Origin of the sequence: Chryseobacterium salipaludis (assembly GCF_022968825.1) — a bacterium.
In the GTDB taxonomy this organism is placed as follows: domain Bacteria; phylum Bacteroidota; class Bacteroidia; order Flavobacteriales; family Weeksellaceae; genus Kaistella; species Kaistella salipaludis.
The window spans coordinates 55,928-76,836 of the sequence record NZ_JALHKS010000001.1 but is presented as its reverse complement, the minus strand read 5'-3'; the positions used below and the strand labels follow the sequence as shown (position 1 = coordinate 76,836).

The following is a 20,909-nucleotide window of genomic DNA, read 5'->3' as shown; positions in this document are numbered from 1 at the left end:
TTATTAATTGAACGGAATTGCTGTCAACAAAAATTACTTCACTTTTACGGCTTCGTACATACTTTCATTACCCAGGCGATCCACGGATTTCACGGCCACTGCGTTCAGCTTTTTACCGTTTTTGCTGGTTACGGTGTTTTCAATCAGTTGTTCCTGTGGCAAAATTTCAGTTTCCCAGCTGTCGCCGTATCGCTTGTAAAGCAGCCAGTTAAAAACTTTGGTTGGTTCTTTGGAACTCCAGCTGATTTTCACTGTACTGCCGTTGTTTTCTGCGTACAGCAAAGGCTTAGGTGCAGCGGTGGTTTTAATCCAGGTGGTCGCCGGCACCAGGGCTGGCGTGCGATAGGCGTTTTTAACCGCATTATACATCGCTGGACTGTTAGTAAAACCGGCAACACTGTAATGAATAACACCGCTGTTGTTTTTCAGCAGTGCGCGTGTGGTATTAATTTGTTTGATTATTTCCGCCGGACGGTCGGACACGCCATTTAAACCGACGGTATTCAGTCCGGGCCAAAGGTGACGGTTGACTTTATTTTCGCCGGCCCACCACTGCAGCAGGGCAGGGAAACTTTGCGGACCTTCGCTTTTCCAGTAAAGTTGTGGTGAAAAGTAATCGAGCCAGCCTTCATTCAGCCAAAGTCTAGCATCAGCATACAGTTCATCAAACTGAGAAGAGCCTTTGATGCCCGTAGGATAGCCCGGTTTCCAGATTCCAAACGGACTGATTCCAAAGCGCACTTCTTTGTTTACCTGCTTTATTTCATCGTGGATTCGCTTGATGAATTTATTTACGTTCGCACGGCGCCAGTCCGCCCTTGAAAGGTTTCCTCCTGTCTTTTTGTAAGCGTTCCAGGTTCGGTCGTCGGGAAAATCTTTTCCGCCATTGTACTCACGATACGGATAAAAATAATCATCAATATGAATAGCGTCCACATCATATCTTTTTACAATATCGCGGATGACTTCCGCGGCGTGGTTTTGTGTAACTTCATCCGAGGGGTCCATCCAGTACATTCCATTGCGCAGGCGGGAAATCTGCTGTGGCATCTTTTTAACGATGCTGGCATTGGTCACCGGGCCGCCGGTCGTGTGGTGCGCACGGTACGGATTCAGCCACGCATGCAATTCCATGCCGCGTTTGTGCGCTTCCGTAATCCAGAAGGCCAGCGGGTCATAAAACGGCGCCGGTGCTTTGCCGAGCGTTCCGGTGAGATAATAAGACCAGGGTTCGAGTGAACTGTTGTACATGGCATCTCCGGCTGGACGGGCCTGGAAAATAACTGCATTAAAATTCGCTTCTTTCAGCATATCCAAAATCCGGATGGCTTCGTCTTTCTGCTGTTGTGTGCTCAGGTTATTCTTAGAAGGCCAGTTAATATTGGCCACCGTTGCGATCCACGCAGCGCGGAATTCACGGTCCACTTCAGGAAGCGTTACTTTAAAGACTTCTTCTTTGGGATCCGCAGGTGCCGGCTTGTTAGGCTGGGTGGTAACGGGTTTTGCCGCAGGTTTTTTTACTGGCTTTTTGGTGGCACAGGAATTAAACACCAACGCCAGCAGGAATAGAGCGATTTTAAAAAAGCGAATGTTCATAAAGGCAAAAATAAGTTAATTTGCATAAAGTCACATCGACTCCGCTCAATGACCAGTGCTTTGGTTTGCGACTTCTCTTTGATCAACCCTCACTATGTAAAGGAGCGTTCGGTTGGATGAACAGTAAACCAGACGACGGAGTTGCTTTTTAGAGGCAAGGCTCTCTCCTAATCTACCAGAAAAAACATGTGGCTGAAGTGCAGCAACCGGTGGCTAAGCGGAGCCGAAGCCACAAAAAAAAGCCCCTTTCGGAGCTTTTAAATTTATGCAATAGAAAGTTACCCTTTCGCTACACGTTCAGCGCGTTTTCTTTCTTCTTCAGAAAGTACTTTCTTACGCATACGGATGAAGTTCGGTGTCACCTCAATCGCTTCATCACCCTGAATGTATTCCATGCATTCTTCCAGTGAGAACAATACCTTCGGTGCGATGCTGCCATCCTTGTCCTTACCGGCGGCACGCATGTTATTCAGCTGCTTGGCTTCCACGATGTTCACTACCAGGTCACCAGGCTTATTCTGCTCACCCACAATCATTCCTGCATAAATTTCCTCGCCCGGATCGACAAAGAATTTGCCGCGGTCCTGCAGTTTTGCAATAGAATATTCCGTGGCCGGCCCTTGTGATTTGCTGATGAGTACACCCACCGCGCGTCCCGGGATAGCTCCTTTGAAAGGTTTGTAATCGGTAAAACGGTGCGCCATAATCGCTTCTCCGGCCGTAGCAGTCAGCATCTGAGAACGCAAACCGATCAGTCCGCGGGATGGAATTTCAAATTCCATGTGCTGCATTTCGCCTTTGGTTTCCATTACATGCAGGTCGCCTTTGCGCTGAGTCGCCAGGTCAATCACGCGGGAAGCATATTCTTCCGGCACGTCTACCACCATAGATTCATAAGGTTCACACTGAACACCGTCAATTTCGCGCAGGATCACCTGTGGCTGACCGATGGTCATTTCGTATCCTTCACGACGCATGGTTTCAATCAGAACGGATAAGTGCAGAATCCCGCGACCGAACACCAGGAAGGTGTTGGCGTCATCCGTTGGCTGCACGCGTAGTGCCAGGTTTTTCTCCAGTTCTTTTTCCAGTCTTTCCTTCAGGTGGTTGCTGGTTACATATTTCCCGTCTTTTCCGAAGAAAGGGGAATTGTTGATGCTAAACGTCATGTTCAGGGTAGGTTCATCAATCGCGGTGCGTGGCAACGGTTCAGGCTTTTCCATATCGACAAACGTGTCACCAATCTGGAACGCATCAAAACCAACTACGGCACAAATATCACCAGCCAGCACTTCCTGAACTTTCTTTTTGCCAAGTCCTTCGAAGACGTACAGTTCCTTTACTTTACCTTTCACAATTTTGCCGCCGTCCTGTGCCAGGCCAATCCATTGTCCTTCGCGCAGGAAACCACGGGTAATCTTCCCGATTGCGATCCGACCCAGGAAAGATGAGAAATCCAGGGAGGTAATCTGCATCTGCAGGCTTCCTTCTTTGGTTTCCGGAGCCGGTACATACTGCAGGATCCCATCCAGAAGCGGACTGATATCTTCGGCTGGCGTGAGGCTGGTATTAAACCATCCCTGTTTGGAAGAACCGTAGAAAGTAGGGAAGTCGAGTTGTTCTTCGGTGGCATCCAGGTTGAAGAAAAGATCAAATACTTTATCGTGAACTTCTTCCGGACGGCAGTTGGGTTTGTCAACTTTGTTAATGACTACAATTGGTCTCAGGCCTAATTGCAGTGCTTTTTGCAGAACAAAACGCGTCTGTGGCATCGGTCCTTCGAACGCATCCACGAGCAGAATAACACCGTCTGCCATTTTCAATACACGTTCAACTTCACCACCGAAGTCGGCGTGACCAGGCGTATCAATTACGTTAATCTTCGTGTCTTTGTATGTAACCGAAATGTTTTTAGACAAAATGGTGATGCCGCGTTCGCGCTCCAGGTCATTATTGTCCATAATAAGATCACCATTGTCCTGATTCTGGCGCAGAACGCTGGTTGCGTGAATAATTTTATCAACCAGGGTCGTTTTGCCGTGGTCAACGTGCGCAATGATTGCGATATTTCTGATGTTTTGCATATTCGTTTTTAGACGGTGCAAAAATACACTTTTTTAATGATAAATTTCTGCACCTTTAAAAATTTAATAATTAAAAATATTAATGATTAAAGAAAACGGAAAGCGGGTATGATTTTAAATAATTTAAAGCGGCCCTTGCTGATATAGAAAGGAAAAAGTTCCGGCACAAATACCGGAACTTCAAAAAAAATAATGGAAAACTTAGGTGCATTAAAACGCTGCACCGGCGGCATCTTCCAGCTCCTGGAGCTGTGCTTTTTCCAGCACCTTGCGGTGACGGTGGCGCGCCAGACTCAGGCGCAGACCACGATAAAAGTTATATCTTTTAATTTCAAAATCATAGGCTAATACATAGAGCAAAACACCGACACCGGCAATACTCACCAGTCCAAGCAATTTCTTCCCTGCTGCCAGAATAGCATTTAGCTGAATTGCCTTCATGTTTTGCATCATCTGCGAGAAACCGAGCGTTGTGCCGTCCAGATAGACGGCAGCATCACCGATCGCCTGAACCTGGAAACGATATTGCAGCCAGCCAAACAATGCGGAAAATACGCCTACGGAAAAGAAAGTTCTCCAGACCAGCACCAAACCGATGGAAGCCATCATCGAGTTCATTTCCAGATTGTCCAGCGTGTAATACCAGACGGCAATAAACAGTGCGCCCATTCCAAACCCTTTCAGGAACATCGGCACGTACCACATATTGTAGCTGAACTGGAAACCCATGGACATATACATAATAACAGTGTATCCAAGCATAGCAGCGAATCCCAGGAAAATAAACATCTTCAGTCCGCGGCCCTGTTTAAACCAGTACGCCATGTAAAAACCACTGGCCAGGATTCCGGGAATCATCATCAGATTCAGGCTGTTGGAGGTAACCACATCATACTGCAGGATCCCCACCGTAAAGATATTCTGTACCGCGCCGGTCGCCAGAAACATGCCGGTCATCAATAACATAAACAGTCCATGCCACACATTCGGGCGACGGAAAATCTTAAATGACAAATACGGTCGTTTCAAAGTATATTGTCTCACAACCATGATGACCATCGAAGCAAAACTGATGAGACTTGCCCAGATAATTCTCGCTGAATGAAACCAGTCTTGTTGTTTTCCGAAAGCAAAAACGTAGGCTCCCGCCATAAATACAATAGTAAATAAGATAATGCTAATCCAGTCAATATAATACAGCGGCATTTTAAAGCCAAAATATTTATCGTGCATGAATACCCAAGCTGCCAGTGACAGCACCAAACAAACTGCGGCTGACAAAAGGTGCGCATGCTCCCAATTGTATTGATAAGCGATCACTGCCAGAAAATAGCCGGCTGCCTGTGATGCAATAATAGAGAACGGATAAAAAACGCTGTAAAATCTTCCGCGGTTGCCGTCGGGACTCACCATAAACATGATGGGAATAATGAATTCCAGCATCACAATCATTTTCAGAAACCCGATAATGAGTGAATTAACGACAATAACGAGCGGCTGATGTGTTGTTCCGTTCATGTAAGATAATCCGGCGAGCAATAAAAAAATAACTGTGACCTTGTCCCGGATTTTAAACCTGAATTTCATGCGGAGGATTAAAGGCATAGCCGCACCCATCCCGATAATTCCGGCATAATTAGCCCAGACAAAATATTCGCTAAGTGCGCCGGTACTTCCGATCATGTACGTGATATTTCCACTGTACACGCCGTTCACCGGAATGATCACACTCATGAAAATGATAATCAGCAGCAGCTGTACCAGCTTGGGTACCCAACTGCTGAACAATCCCTGATTATACATAATTCTTTCTTTTTATAATTAACATTGCAGCTGTTTATTGAGGTTCCACAGCGACCGTCATGTTCATGCCGGCACGAAGTTTTGCCACGTCTTCCGCTTTATTGACTTTCGTAAATTCAATTCGCACCGGAATACGCTGCTGTACTTTCACGAAGTTACCGGTAGAGTTATCGGTGGGCACATTGGAATATTGCGCGCCGGTCGCTGCCGAAATAGCGGTTACGACACCCTCAAATTTCTGTCCGCCCAATGCATCGGCCTTCATTATCATTTTTTTGCCGATACCGATCTCTGGCATTTGGCTTTCCAGAAAGTTGGCAGTTACCCATTTTTCACCGTTTAAAACCAGGGTTCCTACCTGCTGTCCGGGCTGTAATAACTGACCTTCCGATATCAGGCGACGTCCCATGATTCCGTCGTTAGGTGCAGTAATCACCGTATACGATAAGTTGATACGTGCCATATCCAGCGCGGCTTTCGCTCTTTTAATCTCCGCATCGTTGATGCCGATTCGGCTTTTAACTTCCGAAGTGGAAAGTTGGGCTGTATTTCGCTGGTTGAGCAGGGTCTGGTAAGACGCTTTCTGCGCATCATACTCGGTTTTTACCTGGTCGTACTGTTGTCGTGTCACGGCTTCTGCTTTCAGCAGATTCTGGTAGCGCTGCAGGTTTTGTTCTGCATTCCACAGGCGGGCTTTCTGACCGGCAATATTACTTTCCAGTACCGAAATATTATTAGATACCGTATTTACGGAGGAGTTAGTGGCATTTTTCTGCGCAAGCGTATTTTGGTACGCGGCCTCTGCCTGCGCTAGTTGTGTCAGGATTTCGCGGTCGTCCAGTACAACCAGTGTATCGCCTTTTTTAACTTCCTGATGTTCTTTGAACTTAATTTCTTTAATGTAGCCGCCTACGCGGGAATTCACCGGATTGATAAATTCCTGCACCTGCGCCGCTTCTGTATAATCCTGTTTTCCCACATGGAAATATTCTTTCATCAGCCAGTAAAAACCAAATATTACAATAGCAAACACAAAAATATTGGCAATGACATTCTTGGTTTTATTTGATTTTTTCTTTTTCTGAGGTGCATCTTTTTTTGGATGCGCTACCTTGGTAGGAGCCTGTGGCTGCTGGCTTTCTGCAGCTGGCGTTGTTTGGTTGTTATTATTTTCCATTATATTTTATTTTTTTTATTAAAGAGTTCCTGTTGTTTTTAGCAGATTGTAATATTGGTACATTGCCTCGATCTCAGCATTGGCATAATCGAGTTCCGCCTGAATTTTCTGGTTTTGTGCATCGGTCATTTCGGCCTGCACGGCGAGCTGATTCAGATATTTGGCTTCAATGATTTTATAGTTTTCATTAGCCAGTTCTTTTGCTTCTTCTACCAGAATCAGGTTTTGCTGTGCATTTTGATAACGGGTGTATGCTGCATTCACTTCCATATCGATTCCCTGTGCGGCCAGTCGATAAGTTTCTTCGGTCTGTTCTTTCTGCAAGGTGCCCAGTTGAATCTTTTCCTTGGTTTTAAAAAGATTGTCAATATTATAATTTACGGAAACGCCCACCTGAAAGCCGCCGGAGTACATATCCAGGACAGGCTGCGTGCTGGTCATCGGACGATTCAGGCTGTAGCCGCCAAAGGCTCCGATTGTCGGCATTTGTTCGGTCTTGATAATTTCAATGTTTTTCTCCGCGACTGCAACTGACGTACGCAACGACTTTTCCCGGGGATTGCTGCTGTGCGCCAACTGCTGATAATAAGCCAAGTCACGCAATTCCAGTGCAGCATGAACAGGTTCCACAGGAATAATCTGAATGTCATCCGCGAATCCCAACGCCTGATTCAGGTTATAATTTAAAATTTTGCGGTTGTTCGCCAAGACGATGAGGCCCTGATCAATGTTTTTAATGGCCAGTTCACTTCGGATCACCTCATTACGGGTAATCATTCCCTGCTCATAAAACTTCATCGTATTGCGGAGCCTTTCCTGCGCGAGTTTTTTGTTATTTAAATAAACTTCGTTTTGGTTCATGGTTTTGTAGATATCCAGATAATTGGATAAAACCAGAAATTTCACATCCTGCTGATCCTTTTCGTAATCCAATTGCGCGAGTTGCTGTTGCAGTTCCGTAATTTCTATCGATTTGTTAACCGCACCACCTTTAAATATAAGTTGACTTGCCTGAACGGCATACGTACTTCCGTAGTGCGGCAGCGCCACTGACATGGAATTAGAAAAGTCTTTATCTATAATTAAAGAGTTGCCCAGATAAAACTGGCTGGTCGAAGCAGTCAGGGTAGGAAGTTTTTGTAATTTGGCTACTTCCGTATTTTGCCGCGAAACCTCCATCTTCTTCTGGCTCACGGCCAGCTGTGGGTGGTTCTCCAAGGCGTAGGAAATCACTTCACTGGCCGTTAGTTCGCGTTCTTGTGCCCAGCTTGCCATTGGCAAACTTAACGCACCGGCAAGGAAAAGGGTTTTCACACTTGTTTTCATTTCACATTATTTTTATGCAAAATTAGAACAGAATGCAACCGGAAGCCATGCCCGGATTTCTCTAAAAAATGTTCAAATGTAGGATTAGCCTTAAGGCAGTCTGTATTGCTTCGGACTCACGCCACTGTGTTTTTTAAAAAAATGAGAGAAGGCATAAGCGTCGGAAAAGCGGAGTTGTCCTGCAATTTCACTAATCGTTAGTTTTGTTTTTTCCAGTAGGATTTTTGCCTCATTCATCAGAAATTCTGCCATGATTTCCTGTGCAGATTTACCGGTAACAGTTTTAACCACCGCACTTAAATGCCGCACAGTCATGTGCTGACGGTCCGCGTAAAAACTTAATTTTCTTTCGGTTTTAAAATGCGCTGCGACATCCTGCACAAAGCGGAAGGTAATTTCCTCCTGTCGGTTGAGGCGGTAATTTCCGGCCTGCTCCTGCCGAAGCATGGAACCAGCAAATGTGTAAATAAACCCTGAAAACAGATGGTCACTTATTTCCTCGAAAAACGGTATTTCTTTCGGAAGTTGGTCCAGGACTGCCAATTGATTGCAGATTAATTGAACTTCATTAGCGGGGAAAACCGTCGTGTCTTTTAAATAAGAGCGGAAATGCTGAAAGACTTTCAGCTTATTCAGTTTAATGCCCAGTTTCTGCAAGTAAGTCGGCTTATAAACCACCATATATCCCCGAAAGTTATCGCTGATTTGCAATACATGGTGTACTGATCTGGATTCGCCGAGTAAAACGGAGTTCTGCCGCAGGTGCACACGGCTGATTTGTATCTGCACTTCTGCGGTTCCTTCCTGAACGAAAAGCATATAAGGATCCTCTCGGCGGTACAGTTTTCCTGCAGCAGAAGCAGCAACATCGTGATCTATTTTTATAATCCGGTAAGCAGAAGGTAAGTCCATGTGGTTTATTGATGTGTAAATGTAGTAAAATATTCAGATGAATACTTTGACTTTATAATTAAGAATGCCTTAGCTAAAATGGAATTTTACTTAGATTCTTTCTGAATTAGCACGTACAGCATAGAAAGCTGCCCAACGGAACTATTCTTGCAGTTCCTTGAGCATTCATTTTAAAAATAAAATATATAATATGGACACTAAAAGATTATCTTCTGCTATGGAAGAGGCCCTGAGCCGCCAGATGAATGTTGAATTATACCAGTCGCATACGTATTTATCCTATGGAATCTGGGCGGCCGACCAAGGATATGACGGCATAGCAAATTTCCTTTTTCGTCATTCCCAGGAGGAGCGCGATCATGCTATTAAATTTATGCAATATGTACTGAACCGCGGGGGTAAGCCAAAAGTGATGGCGCTTGCGGAGGCACCCGACGATCCCAATAGTCTGACAGAATGCTTTAATCAGGTTTTCAAACATGAGGTGCAGAATACCGAAAAGATTTATGCACTGGTAGATCAGTCTATGGAGGAAAAAGACTGGGCTACCTGGAACTTCCTGCAATGGTTTGTGAAAGAACAAATCGAGGAAGAAACCCTGGCGATGGATCTCATCGACCGACTTAAAATTGCCGGCGGCGACCGCGCTTCCGACGAGTCGCTTCTGCTTTTGGACAGAGAACTTGCCAAAGAACCGGATGAAGCTGATCTGGCGCGTGATGCGGATTCAGAAAACCCATAATCTTCGATTCAGAATTTCAATAAACCTGTGTTTTAGCGACGCAGGCTTTTTTATTCCTTTAATCGGTTGAAATCTTTATCTTTGCGGCCGGATATTTACTGCGGAAACTGCGCTGAAGATATCCTTTAAACAAGAGATTTTTATACTTATGAAATGTGGAATTGTCGGCTTACCCAATGTAGGCAAATCAACTTTATTTAATTGCCTGAGCAATGCCAAGGCACAATCCGCTAACTATCCGTTTTGCACCATCGAGCCTAATCTGGGAACGGTATCCGTGCCGGATCAGCGTTTGTTTGAACTGGAAAAATTAGTAAAGCCTGAAAGAGTGTTGCCGGCGGTGGTAGAAATCGTGGACATTGCGGGCCTGGTAAAAGGAGCAAGCAAGGGCGAAGGTCTTGGCAATCAATTCCTGGCTAACATCCGCGAGTGTGAGGCAATCATTCATGTGCTACGCTGTTTTGAGAATGGAAATATTGTCCACGTGGAAGGTTCTGTGGACCCGATTCGCGACAAGGAAATTATAGATATTGAACTGCAGTTGAAAGATCTGGAAACGATTTCCAAAGCAGTAGATAAAGCGAAAAAGTTTATCAAGTCCGGTAAGAAAGAGGATGTGCTCACGTATGAAATGCTTCAGCAGTTGCAGAAGTTCGTGGAAGACGGTAAAAATGCACGCGAGTTTCCGGCCGATGATTTTGCCAGAAGCGTAATAGATGATATTCAATTGCTGACCAAAAAACCGGTCCTGTACGTTTGTAATGTGGATGAAAATTCCATCAAAAACGGCAATGAATGGATTGCTAAAATCCAGGAAATGGCAGAACGGGAAAACGCAGAAGTAGTAGTACTTGCAGCGCAGATTGAAGCTGATATCAATGAACTGGAAACTTTCGAGGAAAGAGAAATGTTTCTGGAAGAGCTTGGACTCGACGAGCCGGGTGTAAACCGCCTGATTCGCAAGGCGTATGATCTTTTAAAATTACAGACGTATTTCACGGCAGGTGTGAAAGAGGTACGCGCCTGGACCATTGGCCAGGGCTGGACGGCGCCACAGGCAGCCGGCGTTATTCACACGGATTTCGAGAAAGGTTTCATTCGTGCGGAAGTAATTAAGTACAGCGATTTTGTACAATACGGTTCCGAAGCGAAAGTAAAGGAAGCCGGTAAACTCTCAGTGGAAGGTAAAGAATACATTGTTCAGGACGGTGATGTAATGCATTTCCGTTTTAATGTGTAAACTGAACTTTTAAATATATGAAGCGGGCATGAGTCCGCTTTTTTTTGTGTCTTGATGTATGGTAAGAAATACAGTATTGACAAGGAAATTTGAAATTTACTTCGTACATTGCAGTTAAAACTTAATAATATGAAAGCAAATTTACTATTAGCTGTATTTTGTTTCGGTGCGGCAAACGTCAGTGCACAAAGTATTATTTTCAAAGAAGACTTTAATCAGCAGGAAACCGTTGATCTTTGGGATAATATAGACCGCGACGGCGATGGTGAAAAGTGGGAGTTTTATAATGCGGAAGAAGACGGTATGCCTGCCTTCAGCGGTGGTTTTGCCACCTCTTGGTCTTGGTTTTTAGAGGCGTTTACGCCTGACAATACACTTACCAGTCCGGTTATAGATCTGCCGGCAACCTCGGAAAATCTTACGCTTTATTTTAAAGTCGGTGCTTTTGACGAAGAGTTATTTGAAGAGCATTACGCGGTGTATGTGATTCCGGCAGGTTCAAATTTTACCGGTACCGAAACGCCTGTTTTTGAAGAAACGCTCGATGCCGGCTATACCCAGGAAGCCAAAAACGTAATGGTAGATATTACTGCGTTTGCGGGACAAGCTGTCCAGATTGTTTTCCGACATTACAACTGCACTGATATCGCTTTCATCGGCTTGGATGATGTAATTGTGCGGCTCACACCGCTAATGGGAACTGCTGATCAAAAAATGCAAAGTCCGGCGGTGTTCCCTAATCCTGTCAGCAATCAATTTACTGTGAAAGCACCGTATAAAATTGATAAAGTGCGGCTGTTTGACTTAAATGGCAGAAAAATGTACGAAGGAAGCGGCGCCGACCATACTATCCCCGGTTTTGCGCCCGGAATGTATATTTTGAATGTGTACAGCGAAGCAGAGGTGTACTCGCAAAAATTAATTAAAAAATAAAAACGTAAATCTTAAATATATGTCCAAGAAAATTGCAGTGCTGGTAGGAAGCCTGCGTAAAGATTCCTACAACAGAAAAGTAGCCAAAGAAATGATGCGGCTTGCACCGGAAAGTTTACAACTGGAAATGGTCGAAATCGGACATTTGCCTTTTTACAATGAAGATCTGGAAGAAGATGCACCTTCGGAATGGAAAGAATTTCGTGAGCAGATTAAGTCTATGGATGGCTTGCTGTTCCTCTCGCCGGAGTATAACAGAACCATGTCCGGTGTGATGAAAAATGCTTTAGACGTTGGGTCCCGCCCCTGGGGAAAAAGTGCGTGGGACGGTAAACCGGCTGGTGTGGTGACGGTATCGCCGAGTGCCTTGGGTGGTTTTGGCGCAAATCATAACATTCGTGCAGCCGCGGTAACTCTGAACATGCCGGTGATGGCGCAACCGGAAGCATATATCGGCAGTGCAAATGAACTGTTCGAAGAAGATGGCCAGACGCTGGTTGACGATACTGCTCAGTTTATCTCAACTTTTTTGAGTGCCTTTGAAAAGTGGGTAAACCGTTTCTAAGTATTAACAATACTTTATTCTTTTTTCGCCGTCTGAATTTCAGGCGGTTTTTTTTTGCGAAAAATTGAACTGGCAGATTATTTAGTTTCCGTATTAACTGTTAAAAATCAGGCATTTCTGTCCGCTCAAATAGTTCTTAAAATTTGAAAAAACCGTTAAAATTCACTATTTTTGTGGGTTACTGAAAAAGACAGTATTTTACAACATATGAAGCAAAACAGCACGGTACAATATTCCGAAGATAACATCCGTACACTGGACTGGCAGGAGCATATCCGCATTCGTCCGGGGATGTACATCGGAAAACTGGGCGATGGCTCGTCAGCGGATGACGGGATTTATATTCTTTTAAAAGAAATTATCGATAACTCAATTGACGAGTTTGTGATGAAAGCCGGTAAGCGCATCGAAATTAAAATCGATGAGGGCCGCGCTACCATTCGCGATTACGGTCGCGGAATTCCGCTGGGGAAAGTGGTGGATGCCGTATCCAAAATGAATACCGGTGGTAAATATGACTCCAAGGCTTTTAAAAAGTCCGTAGGTTTGAACGGGGTCGGAACCAAGGCCGTGAATGCCCTGTCGGATTATTTCCGCGTGAAATCCGTACGCGACGGACGTACCAAAGTAGCGGAGTTTTCCAAAGGACTCATTACTAAAAATCAGCGCGAAGCAGATACCACAGAAAGAAACGGAACCGAAATTACTTTCGAGCCGGACAATAGCATTTTTACGCACTTCAAGTTCCGAAAAGAATATATTGAGAAGATGCTGAAAAACTATTGCTACCTGAATCCGGGTTTGAAAATAGTTTTTAACGGCGAAACTTACTTTTCCGAAAACGGCCTGCGTAATCTGCTGCAGGAAGAGATTGAAGGGGACATTCTCTATCCGATTATTCATTTGCAGGATGAGGATATTGAAGTGGCCATCACCCATTCGGACAAATCTCAGTCTGAAACCTATTTCTCCTTTGTCAACGGTCAAAACACCACGCAGGGCGGTACGCACCTGAATGCCTTCCGCGAAGCGTATGTGAAAACCATCCGTGAGTTTTATAATAAAAACTTTGATGCGTCTGATGTTCGCAAATCGATCATAGCGGCGATTTCTATCAAGGTCATCGAACCGGTTTTTGAATCACAGACCAAAACCAAGCTGGGCTCCAACGAAATGGAACCGGGTAAAGAGACGGTGCGGACTTTCGTGACCAACTTCCTGAAAAACAAACTGGATAACTTCCTTCATAAAAATCAGGAAATTGCCGAAGCGATTAACCGTAAAATTATTATTTCCGAAAGAGAGCGCAAGGAACTGTCGGGCATCCAGAAACTGGCACGTGAACGCGCGAAGAAAGTTTCGCTTCACAACAAAAAGCTTCGTGATTGCCGCCAGCATTATAATGACCAGAAGGCAGCACGCAAAGGAGAAACGATGATCTTCATTACGGAAGGGGATTCAGCTTCCGGGAGTATTACCAAATCACGTGATGTGGAAACGCAGGCCGTTTTTTCGCTCAAGGGAAAACCTTTGAATTGCTACGGACTTACCAAGCGGGTAGTATATGAAAATGAAGAGTTCAACCTCTTGCAGGCTGCGCTAAATATTGAAAATTCCCTGGAAGACCTGCGGTACAATCATGTGATTATTGCCACGGATGCCGACGTTGATGGTATGCACATTCGTCTGCTGATGATTACCTTCTTTCTGCAGTTCTTTCCTGACCTGATTAAGAACGGACATTTATATATTCTGCAGACGCCTTTGTTCCGCGTGAGAAACAAAAAGGAAACGCGCTATTGCTATTCCGAAGCGGAAAGAGTAAAAGCTTTAAAAGAACTTGGCAAGAACCCGGAGATTACCCGTTTTAAGGGATTAGGTGAAATTTCGCCCGATGAGTTTAAGCACTTTATCGGCAAAGATATCCGTCTGGAACCTGTCGTGGTAGGGAAGGACCAGACCACAGAGCAGTTGCTTGAATTTTATATGGGCAAAAATACACCGGACCGCCAGAATTTTATTCTGCAAAACCTGGTGGTGGAAGATCCTGATATTGAAAAGAAAGAAGCAGTTCCGGAACCGGTATCTTAGTTAATTCAAAACACAGATGAAACTTAATAATAAAAAGCGGACACCGTATTTTATCATGTACGGAATCGCAGTTTTGCTTTTTCTGATAGGCGGTGTTGGATTGTATCTGCTGGAAACCCGGCATTATAACTATATGTCGCATGACTACTTATTGGTGGGCATTCCGGCGGTGTTTGCTGTGATTTTCTTTCTTCGCGGCCGGCAGATTTTTGATTATGACAGTGAGGGTGAAGCCATTCATTTCCGCAACCGTTGTCTTACCGGCTTGCTTGGGAGAGCAAATGCCGATGAGTTTCCAAAGTACAAGCTCATTCGTTAAGATATGATGAACCTGCTGGTTATGAAGCGGCTGTATGTAACCGTAACCAATCGTAATAATAAGAACGTCATTCTGCGCTATGACATTTCCTACCTCAGCGCGAAGGAAAGAGCAGAACTGAAAAATTCACTCCAGCAGGTGGTGGATGGTAATCGTGCTGTTTTAGAGAGAATAAATTAAATGCAAGAAAATATACACAACAACCATGAAGAATCGCTGAAGAAAGTCAGCGGGCTTTATAAAGACTGGTTTCTGGATTATGCCTCCTACGTAATTCTGGACCGGGCCATTCCTTCGGTGTTTGACGGTTTCAAACCCGTGCAGCGACGGATTATGCACTCAATGCGCGAACTGGAAGACGGGCGCTATAACAAAGTCGCCAACCTGGTAGGAAATACGATGAAGTATCACCCGCACGGTGACGCTTCCATCACCGATGCCATGGTGCAAATCGGTCAGAAAGAACTGCTCATTGATACCCAGGGAAACTGGGGGAATATTTATACAGGCGATGCAGCGGCAGCTCCGCGATACATTGAAGCGCGGCTTACACCCTTTGCATTAGAGGTGGTCTTTAATCCAAAAACCACCCATTGGGCAAAATCATATGATGGCCGGAACAATGAGCCGGTGGATCTGCCGGTAAAATTTCCGCTGCTTTTAGCACAGGGTGTGGAAGGAATCGGTGTGGGGCTTTCCACGAAGATTATGCCGCACAACTTTAATGAACTGATTGATGCTTCGGTCCTGTACCTGAAAGGGCGCAAGTTTCAGCTGTATCCCGATTTCCTCACCGCAGGACTGCTGGATGTGTCCAATTACAACGACGGCGAACGCGGCGGGAAAATCAGAGCGCGGGCGCGCATCATCCAAAAAGATAAAAATACGCTATGTATCACGGAACTGCCGTACGGTAAAAATACCAGCGATCTCATTGATTCGATTATCAAGGCCAACGAAAAAGGAAAGATTAAAATCAAGAAAATTGAGGATAATACTTCGGATACCGTTGAGATAAATATTTATCTGACCAATGAAGTTTCGCCGGATAAGACAATTGATGCATTGTATGCGTTCACCGATTGTGAGATTTCTATTTCACCGAACGCCTGCGTTATTGTCGGTGATAAACCAATGTTCCTGACGGTGTCTGAAATTCTGCGCCGCAACACAGATCACACCGTTTCGTTGTTGCAGAAAGAGCTGGAAATAGAATTAAACGAACTGCAGGAAAACTGGCATTTCTCTTCTTTGGAGCGTATCTTCATCGAAAACCGGATCTACCACGATATTGAAGAAGTGAAATCATGGGAGGAGGTATTGAAAACCATTGCAGAAGGATTGAAACCGCACACCGGCCACTTGTTGCGTGCTGTGACCCAAGAAGATATTTTGAAACTGACCGAAATTCGTATTAAGCGTATTTCCCGTTTTGATCTGGATAAATTTAAAGCTAATATCCTGGCGCTGGAAGGTAAAATTGAAGAGGTAAAACATCATTTGGCACACCTGACCGCGTATGCCATTGATTATTATACCGGCATTAAAAAGAAATACGGCAAAGGCAAGGAAAGACGTACGGAACTGCGCGTGTTTGATACTATCGACGCGGCAAAAGTAGCGGTTGCAAATGAAAAGTTCTATGTGAATCGGGAGGAAGGTTTCATTGGTACTTCCCTGAAAAAAGACGAATATCTGTTTGACTGTTCCGATATTGACGACATTATTACCTTCCAGAAAGATGGTACCATGCGTGTGGTTAAGGTGGAAGCCAAAACATTTATCGGAAAGAATATTGAGCATGTCGCCGTCTGGAAAAAGAATGACAAGCGTACGGTGTACAATATGATTTATCGTGAAGGTAAAGACGGCCCTACGTATATGAAGCGCTTCTCGGTAACGGCTGTCACCCGAAACACAGAGTATAAACTGGCTTCAGACAAGAAAGGCTCGGAAATGCTCTATTTCTCGGCCAATCCTAATGGTGAAGCAGAAAAGGTAGCGGTACTCCTGAAACCCAATGCACGTGTCAGAAAAAACAGAATAGATGTCGATTTTTCCGAACTAGGAATTAAAGGCCGTGATGTTCGCGGAAATCTCGTGACGAAGTTCATGGTGAAAAAGGTGGACCTGAAGGAAGAAGGTCTTTCTACCTTAGCGCCACGTAAGATTTGGTTTGATGATACCGTGCGTCGCCTCAATGCAGACGGCCGCGGGGAATTGCTCGGCACTTTTAAGGGTGATGATAAAATACTGCTGATTAATGCGCAGGGTGAAGCCCGGCTGACGAATTTTGATCTTGGGAACCGGTTCGATAGCGATTATCTGGTGCTTGAAAAGTGGCGCCCGGCCCAACCGATTACCTGTATTTATTATGACGGTGAAAAGCAGATTTATTTTATCAAGCGTTTCCTGCTCGATAATAAAACCGATGTGCAGCAGTTCATGCCCTCGGATCACCCGAAATCATTCGTGGAAAGAATTATTGTGGCAAACAATGCCACGGCCGAAATCATTTTCCCGAAGGATAAAAAAGGCGAGCGCGAGCCGGAAATGATTTCGATTGATGATTTTATCTCCGTCAAAGGAATTAAAGCCATCGGAAATCAGTTTATAAAAGAAAAAGTGAAAAATATTATTATTCACGTGCCGGAACCCGAGGAAGACCATGAAGGTTTTGACACGGTAGAAACAACCGACGGTCACATCAGCTTTATTGATGAAGATGTGAAAGAGGGCGATTTTCCGGAAGAAGGAACCATCGGCGATCTTTTCACCGAGGAGTAAGAAGTACATACAATTAATGCCTGTCCGCAAGAACAGGCATTTTTATTTTTTAGAATGGATAGCCAAAAGCAAAATTCAGCGTTGGCTTCAGCGGTTGCCATTTGCTGATCACCCAGCGGTCGCCTATGGGTTTATTCGGGTCATAAACCTTGTAGGCTGCATCCAGCCGCAACGTGATATACGCTACATTAATCCGTACGCCAACACCGGTTCCTACGCCCATCTGTTTGATGAATTTGTTAAACTTAAAGGCATCGCCGAAACCATTATCGCGCAGGCTCCAGATATTACCGGCATCTACAAATGCTGCACCTTCGAACATATCATTGAACGGCATGCGGTATTCCACGTTGGTCGTCAGTTTTACGTTGTCCATAATATAAGAACGTACCTTTTCATCGAGTTGTGAGTCTGCCGGACCCAAACCGCCAAAGACGCGCCAGGCACGGATGTCATTGGAACCACCATTAAAATAAGACCGGATAAAAGGCATGGTCGTTGAGTTCCCATACGGAATACCGACCCCAATGAACTGACGCAACGCCAGTGTGTGTTTCTCGTTAAAAAAAGTAAAATACTTTCTCACATCAACATCGAATTTAACGAACTGCGAGTAGGGAATATTAAAGATTTTCTTCGTCGGTTCTGCGATAACACCGTCCTGCTTTTGGCTGTCAGTCAACAGTCCAAAGACGTTTCCGGCAACCTCAACTTTACCGTTGAAATAAAAAGGATTTGGCCGGTCTTTTTTACCAATTTCATTATAAATATAATTATAGATGAATGAGGATATAAGCACATTCTGCGTCTGCCGGTCTTTATTAATTAATGACTGCCGGAAGGTGTTGAAAAGATTCAGCTGATCTGCATCCAGACTATTTTGAAAGGTTCCGTCGTTCACGATGAGTGAAGAAAACTCGTCAGACGTAATTAACCCATTTTTAAAATCCTGATACAATGCTGGTGAATACAGCTCAAAGGTTGCATCGCGCACCTCCTGATCGCGTGGAAAAAAGTCATAATAACGATCTTTATTTCTGGTTAAACTCAACTGCGTATTAAATAAAGACAAACGGTGAGAAACGATATCGTTAGCGTTCGCAAAATAGTTCAGGCTTCCGTTAAAACCGATTCTGCCCAGTCCGATATTATTCTGAACGCTGGCTCCCAAGTTCACCGACGAAGTAGGAGAGTATCGCTTGGGAATCAGTCGCCAGGTTTTAAAAGGCAGCATCAGACGCGGAACATTTAAAGAGGTCTGCGCAGAAATCTCATACGCCAGGCTGCGCTTATCGGTATTTTTAGAATTAACAACCGAACCAAAAATTCCTGAAACACTTGTGGTTAGGTTTTCTGCACCGCCAAAAACATTTCTGGTCGTGAAATCTACCGACGGCGAAATACCAAAATTTAAGATTTGCGAATAGTTAATATCGGTAGCGACTTTTAAATCAAATTTCGGAAGTGGTGCCAGGAAATAGCTGACATCGAGGATACTGTCATTGGTTTTCCGCAGGATTTCATCATATTTAATAACGCTGAAATTGTTCATCGAACTGATATTCCGCTTGGTGAGATCCAGATTTTTCTGCTGATACAGATCACCCGTTCTTAAAATGATGGGTCGCCATAAAGCTCTGGTTTTATACTGATCATCCAGTTTATAAAAATTAATGCCGAACAGCGAATCCCTTTCAGTTTCAACCGAATCTGCCAGTTTTTCCAGCACGTATACTTTAATATCACCGATGGTTGTTTTGCGGTACTGCGTGTCGAGGCTGTCACGGCGAATCTCCATTGTCAGCGGCACATTTTTACGGCTGGTCAAGGTATCTGCAGTAAAATAAATTTCTTCATTAGAAGCATTAAATTTATAATAGCCGGCATCCTTCATCAGATCACCAATTCGCTTTACTTCCTTTTCTAATACTTCCTGATCGAGTACATTTTTACCGCGCACCAACGACTTGTTTAATTCCTGTTCATAGACAGATTTAATCTGCGGATCCGAAATATCATAATAGTAATCACTGATAAACGTCGGATCCTTATGCGTAATTAAGTAGTTTGCCTGCGCCTTCTTAGCAGTAGAATCCAGATCATGGTTGAATTTTACATCCGCATCCCAATATCCGCGGTACACAAAATATTTGCGGATAGATTCTGCACTTTGTTCCGTTTTGCCTTGTTCCAGAATCACCGGCGGCTGCCCGATATTTTGAAAGAAACGCTCAAACAGCAGGCTTTTGCCAACATATTCCGGGTGACGGTATTTAATAAATAAAGAATCCCGTAATTTCTGGTCACGCACTTCACGCGGGTAGGTCATATACTCCGCCAGGATGGAATCGTATTTAGGATCAGTAGCATTATAAAACCAAAGTCCGAAAGGAAACAGGAACAATTGCTTGCGATTGGGTTTCTGCAACACATGCGAGGGCACTTCGTCCTGAAATAACTTACCGTCCTCATACCGGAAATTGTTTTTCGTCAGCAGATATTCGCCTTCCGGAACCTTTCGAGTCGTGCTGCAGGCATATAACAGCAAAAGCACCATTGCGGAAGAAAAAAATATATGATAATTTTGACGATATTTCAACAGATGCTTACGGCCCATATAATTAAAACTTTACAGTCGCTGGATAAAAAAAAATTCAGACAAAAATACAATTTGTTTTTGGTTGAAGGGAATAAAACCATCCGCGAGATCCCGCAGTCACCGTACCGCATCCGTCAGATTTTCACGACGACTCCCGACACGTTTTCAGGTTTTGATGCTGAGGTCATTAGCATTACTGAAAACGAACTCCGCAAGATCAGTTTTCTTCGAAACCCGAAAGATTCAGTCGCGGTCTGTGAACTGAAGAAGGAGGAAAAATATAAGATCAAAGGACCGCAACTTGTCCTCGACGGCATTCAGGATCCGGGAAATCTGGGCACCATTATCCGGCTGGCCGATTGGTTTGGAATCGATCAGATCCTTTGTAGCCAGGATACCGTGGACTATTATAATCCAAAAGTCATCCAGGCCAGCATGGGTTCCTTTTTGCGGATAAATATGGTGTACGGCGACCTGGAAAAAGAGCTCGCGAAGACCGAAATTCCGATCATTGGAACCGACATGGATGGCGAGAACTTATTCAGCTACGAATTTCCTGATGATTTTTTTCTGGTACTGGGCAATGAAGGCAACGGCATCCGCCAGGAAATCGAAAATAACTTATCGCAGAAAATTACCATTCCGCGATTTGGCAACGCCCGGCAAACTGAAAGCCTGAACGTAGCCATGTCTGCCGGTATTATCCTGGGACAGATTTTTGCAAAAAAATAAGCC

16 protein-coding genes are annotated in these 20,909 nt (G+C 44.4%); 9 read left to right on the top strand and 7 right to left on the bottom strand.

All coding sequences use genetic code 11. From position 1 onward, the window contains the following. Positions 1-33 precede the first annotated feature (33 nt). From MVI27_RS00320 to MVI27_RS00295, 6 genes are all read right to left on the bottom strand, one after another. The gene (locus MVI27_RS00320) at positions 34-1,596 is read right to left on the bottom strand and encodes a glycoside hydrolase family 10-like protein (protein WP_246958648.1); all 1,563 of its coding nucleotides are present in this window, start codon (positions 1,594-1,596) and stop codon (positions 34-36) included. A gap of 278 nt (positions 1,597-1,874) precedes the next feature. Next, positions 1,875-3,680 carry a translational GTPase TypA gene (gene typA, locus MVI27_RS00315; RefSeq protein ID WP_246958647.1) on the bottom strand — a complete coding sequence of 602 codons (1,806 nt, stop codon included), beginning with the start codon at positions 3,678-3,680 and terminating at the stop codon, positions 1,875-1,877. 210 nt (positions 3,681-3,890) lie between these two features. Next, the gene (locus tag MVI27_RS00310; RefSeq protein ID WP_246958646.1) at positions 3,891-5,483 is read right to left on the bottom strand and encodes an MFS transporter; all 1,593 of its coding nucleotides are present in this window, start codon (positions 5,481-5,483) and stop codon (positions 3,891-3,893) included. Positions 5,484-5,517: 34 nt separating this feature from the next. After that, positions 5,518-6,660 carry an HlyD family secretion protein gene (locus MVI27_RS00305; protein ID WP_246958645.1) on the bottom strand — a complete coding sequence of 381 codons (1,143 nt, stop codon included), beginning with the start codon at positions 6,658-6,660 and terminating at the stop codon, positions 5,518-5,520. Between the two features lie 18 nt (positions 6,661-6,678). After that, positions 6,679-7,986 carry a TolC family protein gene (locus MVI27_RS00300; RefSeq protein ID WP_246958644.1) on the bottom strand — a complete coding sequence of 436 codons (1,308 nt, stop codon included), beginning with the start codon at positions 7,984-7,986 and terminating at the stop codon, positions 6,679-6,681. Positions 7,987-8,076: 90 nt separating this feature from the next. Then, a complete protein-coding gene (locus MVI27_RS00295) occupies positions 8,077-8,898 on the bottom strand; it encodes a helix-turn-helix domain-containing protein (RefSeq protein WP_246958643.1) in 822 nt (273 codons plus the stop codon). Positions 8,899-9,088: 190 nt separating this feature from the next. On the opposite strand from MVI27_RS00295, the gene MVI27_RS00290 reads away from it, so the two are divergent. The 8 genes from MVI27_RS00290 (at position 9,089) to MVI27_RS00255 (ending at position 17,575) form a co-directional block, all read left to right on the top strand. Beyond that, complete coding sequence (locus MVI27_RS00290; RefSeq protein WP_246958642.1) at positions 9,089-9,640, top strand: ferritin; 552 nt, start codon at positions 9,089-9,091, stop codon at positions 9,638-9,640. 148 nt (positions 9,641-9,788) lie between these two features. After that, a complete protein-coding gene (gene ychF / locus MVI27_RS00285; RefSeq protein WP_246958641.1) occupies positions 9,789-10,880 on the top strand; it encodes a redox-regulated ATPase YchF in 1,092 nt (363 codons plus the stop codon). 129 nt (positions 10,881-11,009) lie between these two features. Continuing rightward, the gene (locus tag MVI27_RS00280; RefSeq protein ID WP_246958640.1) at positions 11,010-11,813 is read left to right on the top strand and encodes a T9SS-dependent choice-of-anchor J family protein; all 804 of its coding nucleotides are present in this window, start codon (positions 11,010-11,012) and stop codon (positions 11,811-11,813) included. Positions 11,814-11,832: 19 nt separating this feature from the next. Beyond that, complete coding sequence (locus MVI27_RS00275; RefSeq protein WP_246958639.1) at positions 11,833-12,378, top strand: NADPH-dependent FMN reductase; 546 nt, start codon at positions 11,833-11,835, stop codon at positions 12,376-12,378. Positions 12,379-12,585: 207 nt separating this feature from the next. Beyond that, positions 12,586-14,469 carry a DNA topoisomerase IV subunit B gene (locus tag MVI27_RS00270; RefSeq protein WP_246958638.1) on the top strand — a complete coding sequence of 628 codons (1,884 nt, stop codon included), beginning with the start codon at positions 12,586-12,588 and terminating at the stop codon, positions 14,467-14,469. A gap of 16 nt (positions 14,470-14,485) precedes the next feature. After that, a complete protein-coding gene (locus MVI27_RS00265) occupies positions 14,486-14,788 on the top strand; it encodes a hypothetical protein (protein WP_246958637.1) in 303 nt (100 codons plus the stop codon). Between the two features lie 3 nt (positions 14,789-14,791). Then, on the top strand, positions 14,792-14,968 hold the full coding sequence (locus tag MVI27_RS00260; RefSeq protein WP_246958636.1) for a hypothetical protein: 177 nt from the start codon (positions 14,792-14,794) through the stop codon (positions 14,966-14,968). Next, positions 14,969-17,575 carry a DNA gyrase/topoisomerase IV subunit A gene (locus tag MVI27_RS00255; RefSeq protein WP_246958635.1) on the top strand — a complete coding sequence of 869 codons (2,607 nt, stop codon included), beginning with the start codon at positions 14,969-14,971 and terminating at the stop codon, positions 17,573-17,575. It begins immediately after the preceding gene. A gap of 49 nt (positions 17,576-17,624) precedes the next feature. Here the strand turns inward: MVI27_RS00255 and tamL are convergent, their stop codons facing one another. Then, a complete protein-coding gene (gene tamL, locus MVI27_RS00250) occupies positions 17,625-20,192 on the bottom strand; it encodes a translocation and assembly module lipoprotein TamL (protein WP_246958634.1) in 2,568 nt (855 codons plus the stop codon). On the opposite strand from tamL, the gene MVI27_RS00245 reads away from it, so the two are divergent. Next, positions 20,178-20,906: a TrmH family RNA methyltransferase gene (locus tag MVI27_RS00245; protein WP_246959152.1), complete on the top strand. Its 729-nt coding sequence runs from the start codon at positions 20,178-20,180 to the stop codon at positions 20,904-20,906. The genes tamL and MVI27_RS00245 overlap by 15 nt on opposite strands. Positions 20,907-20,909: the final 3 nt, after the last annotated feature.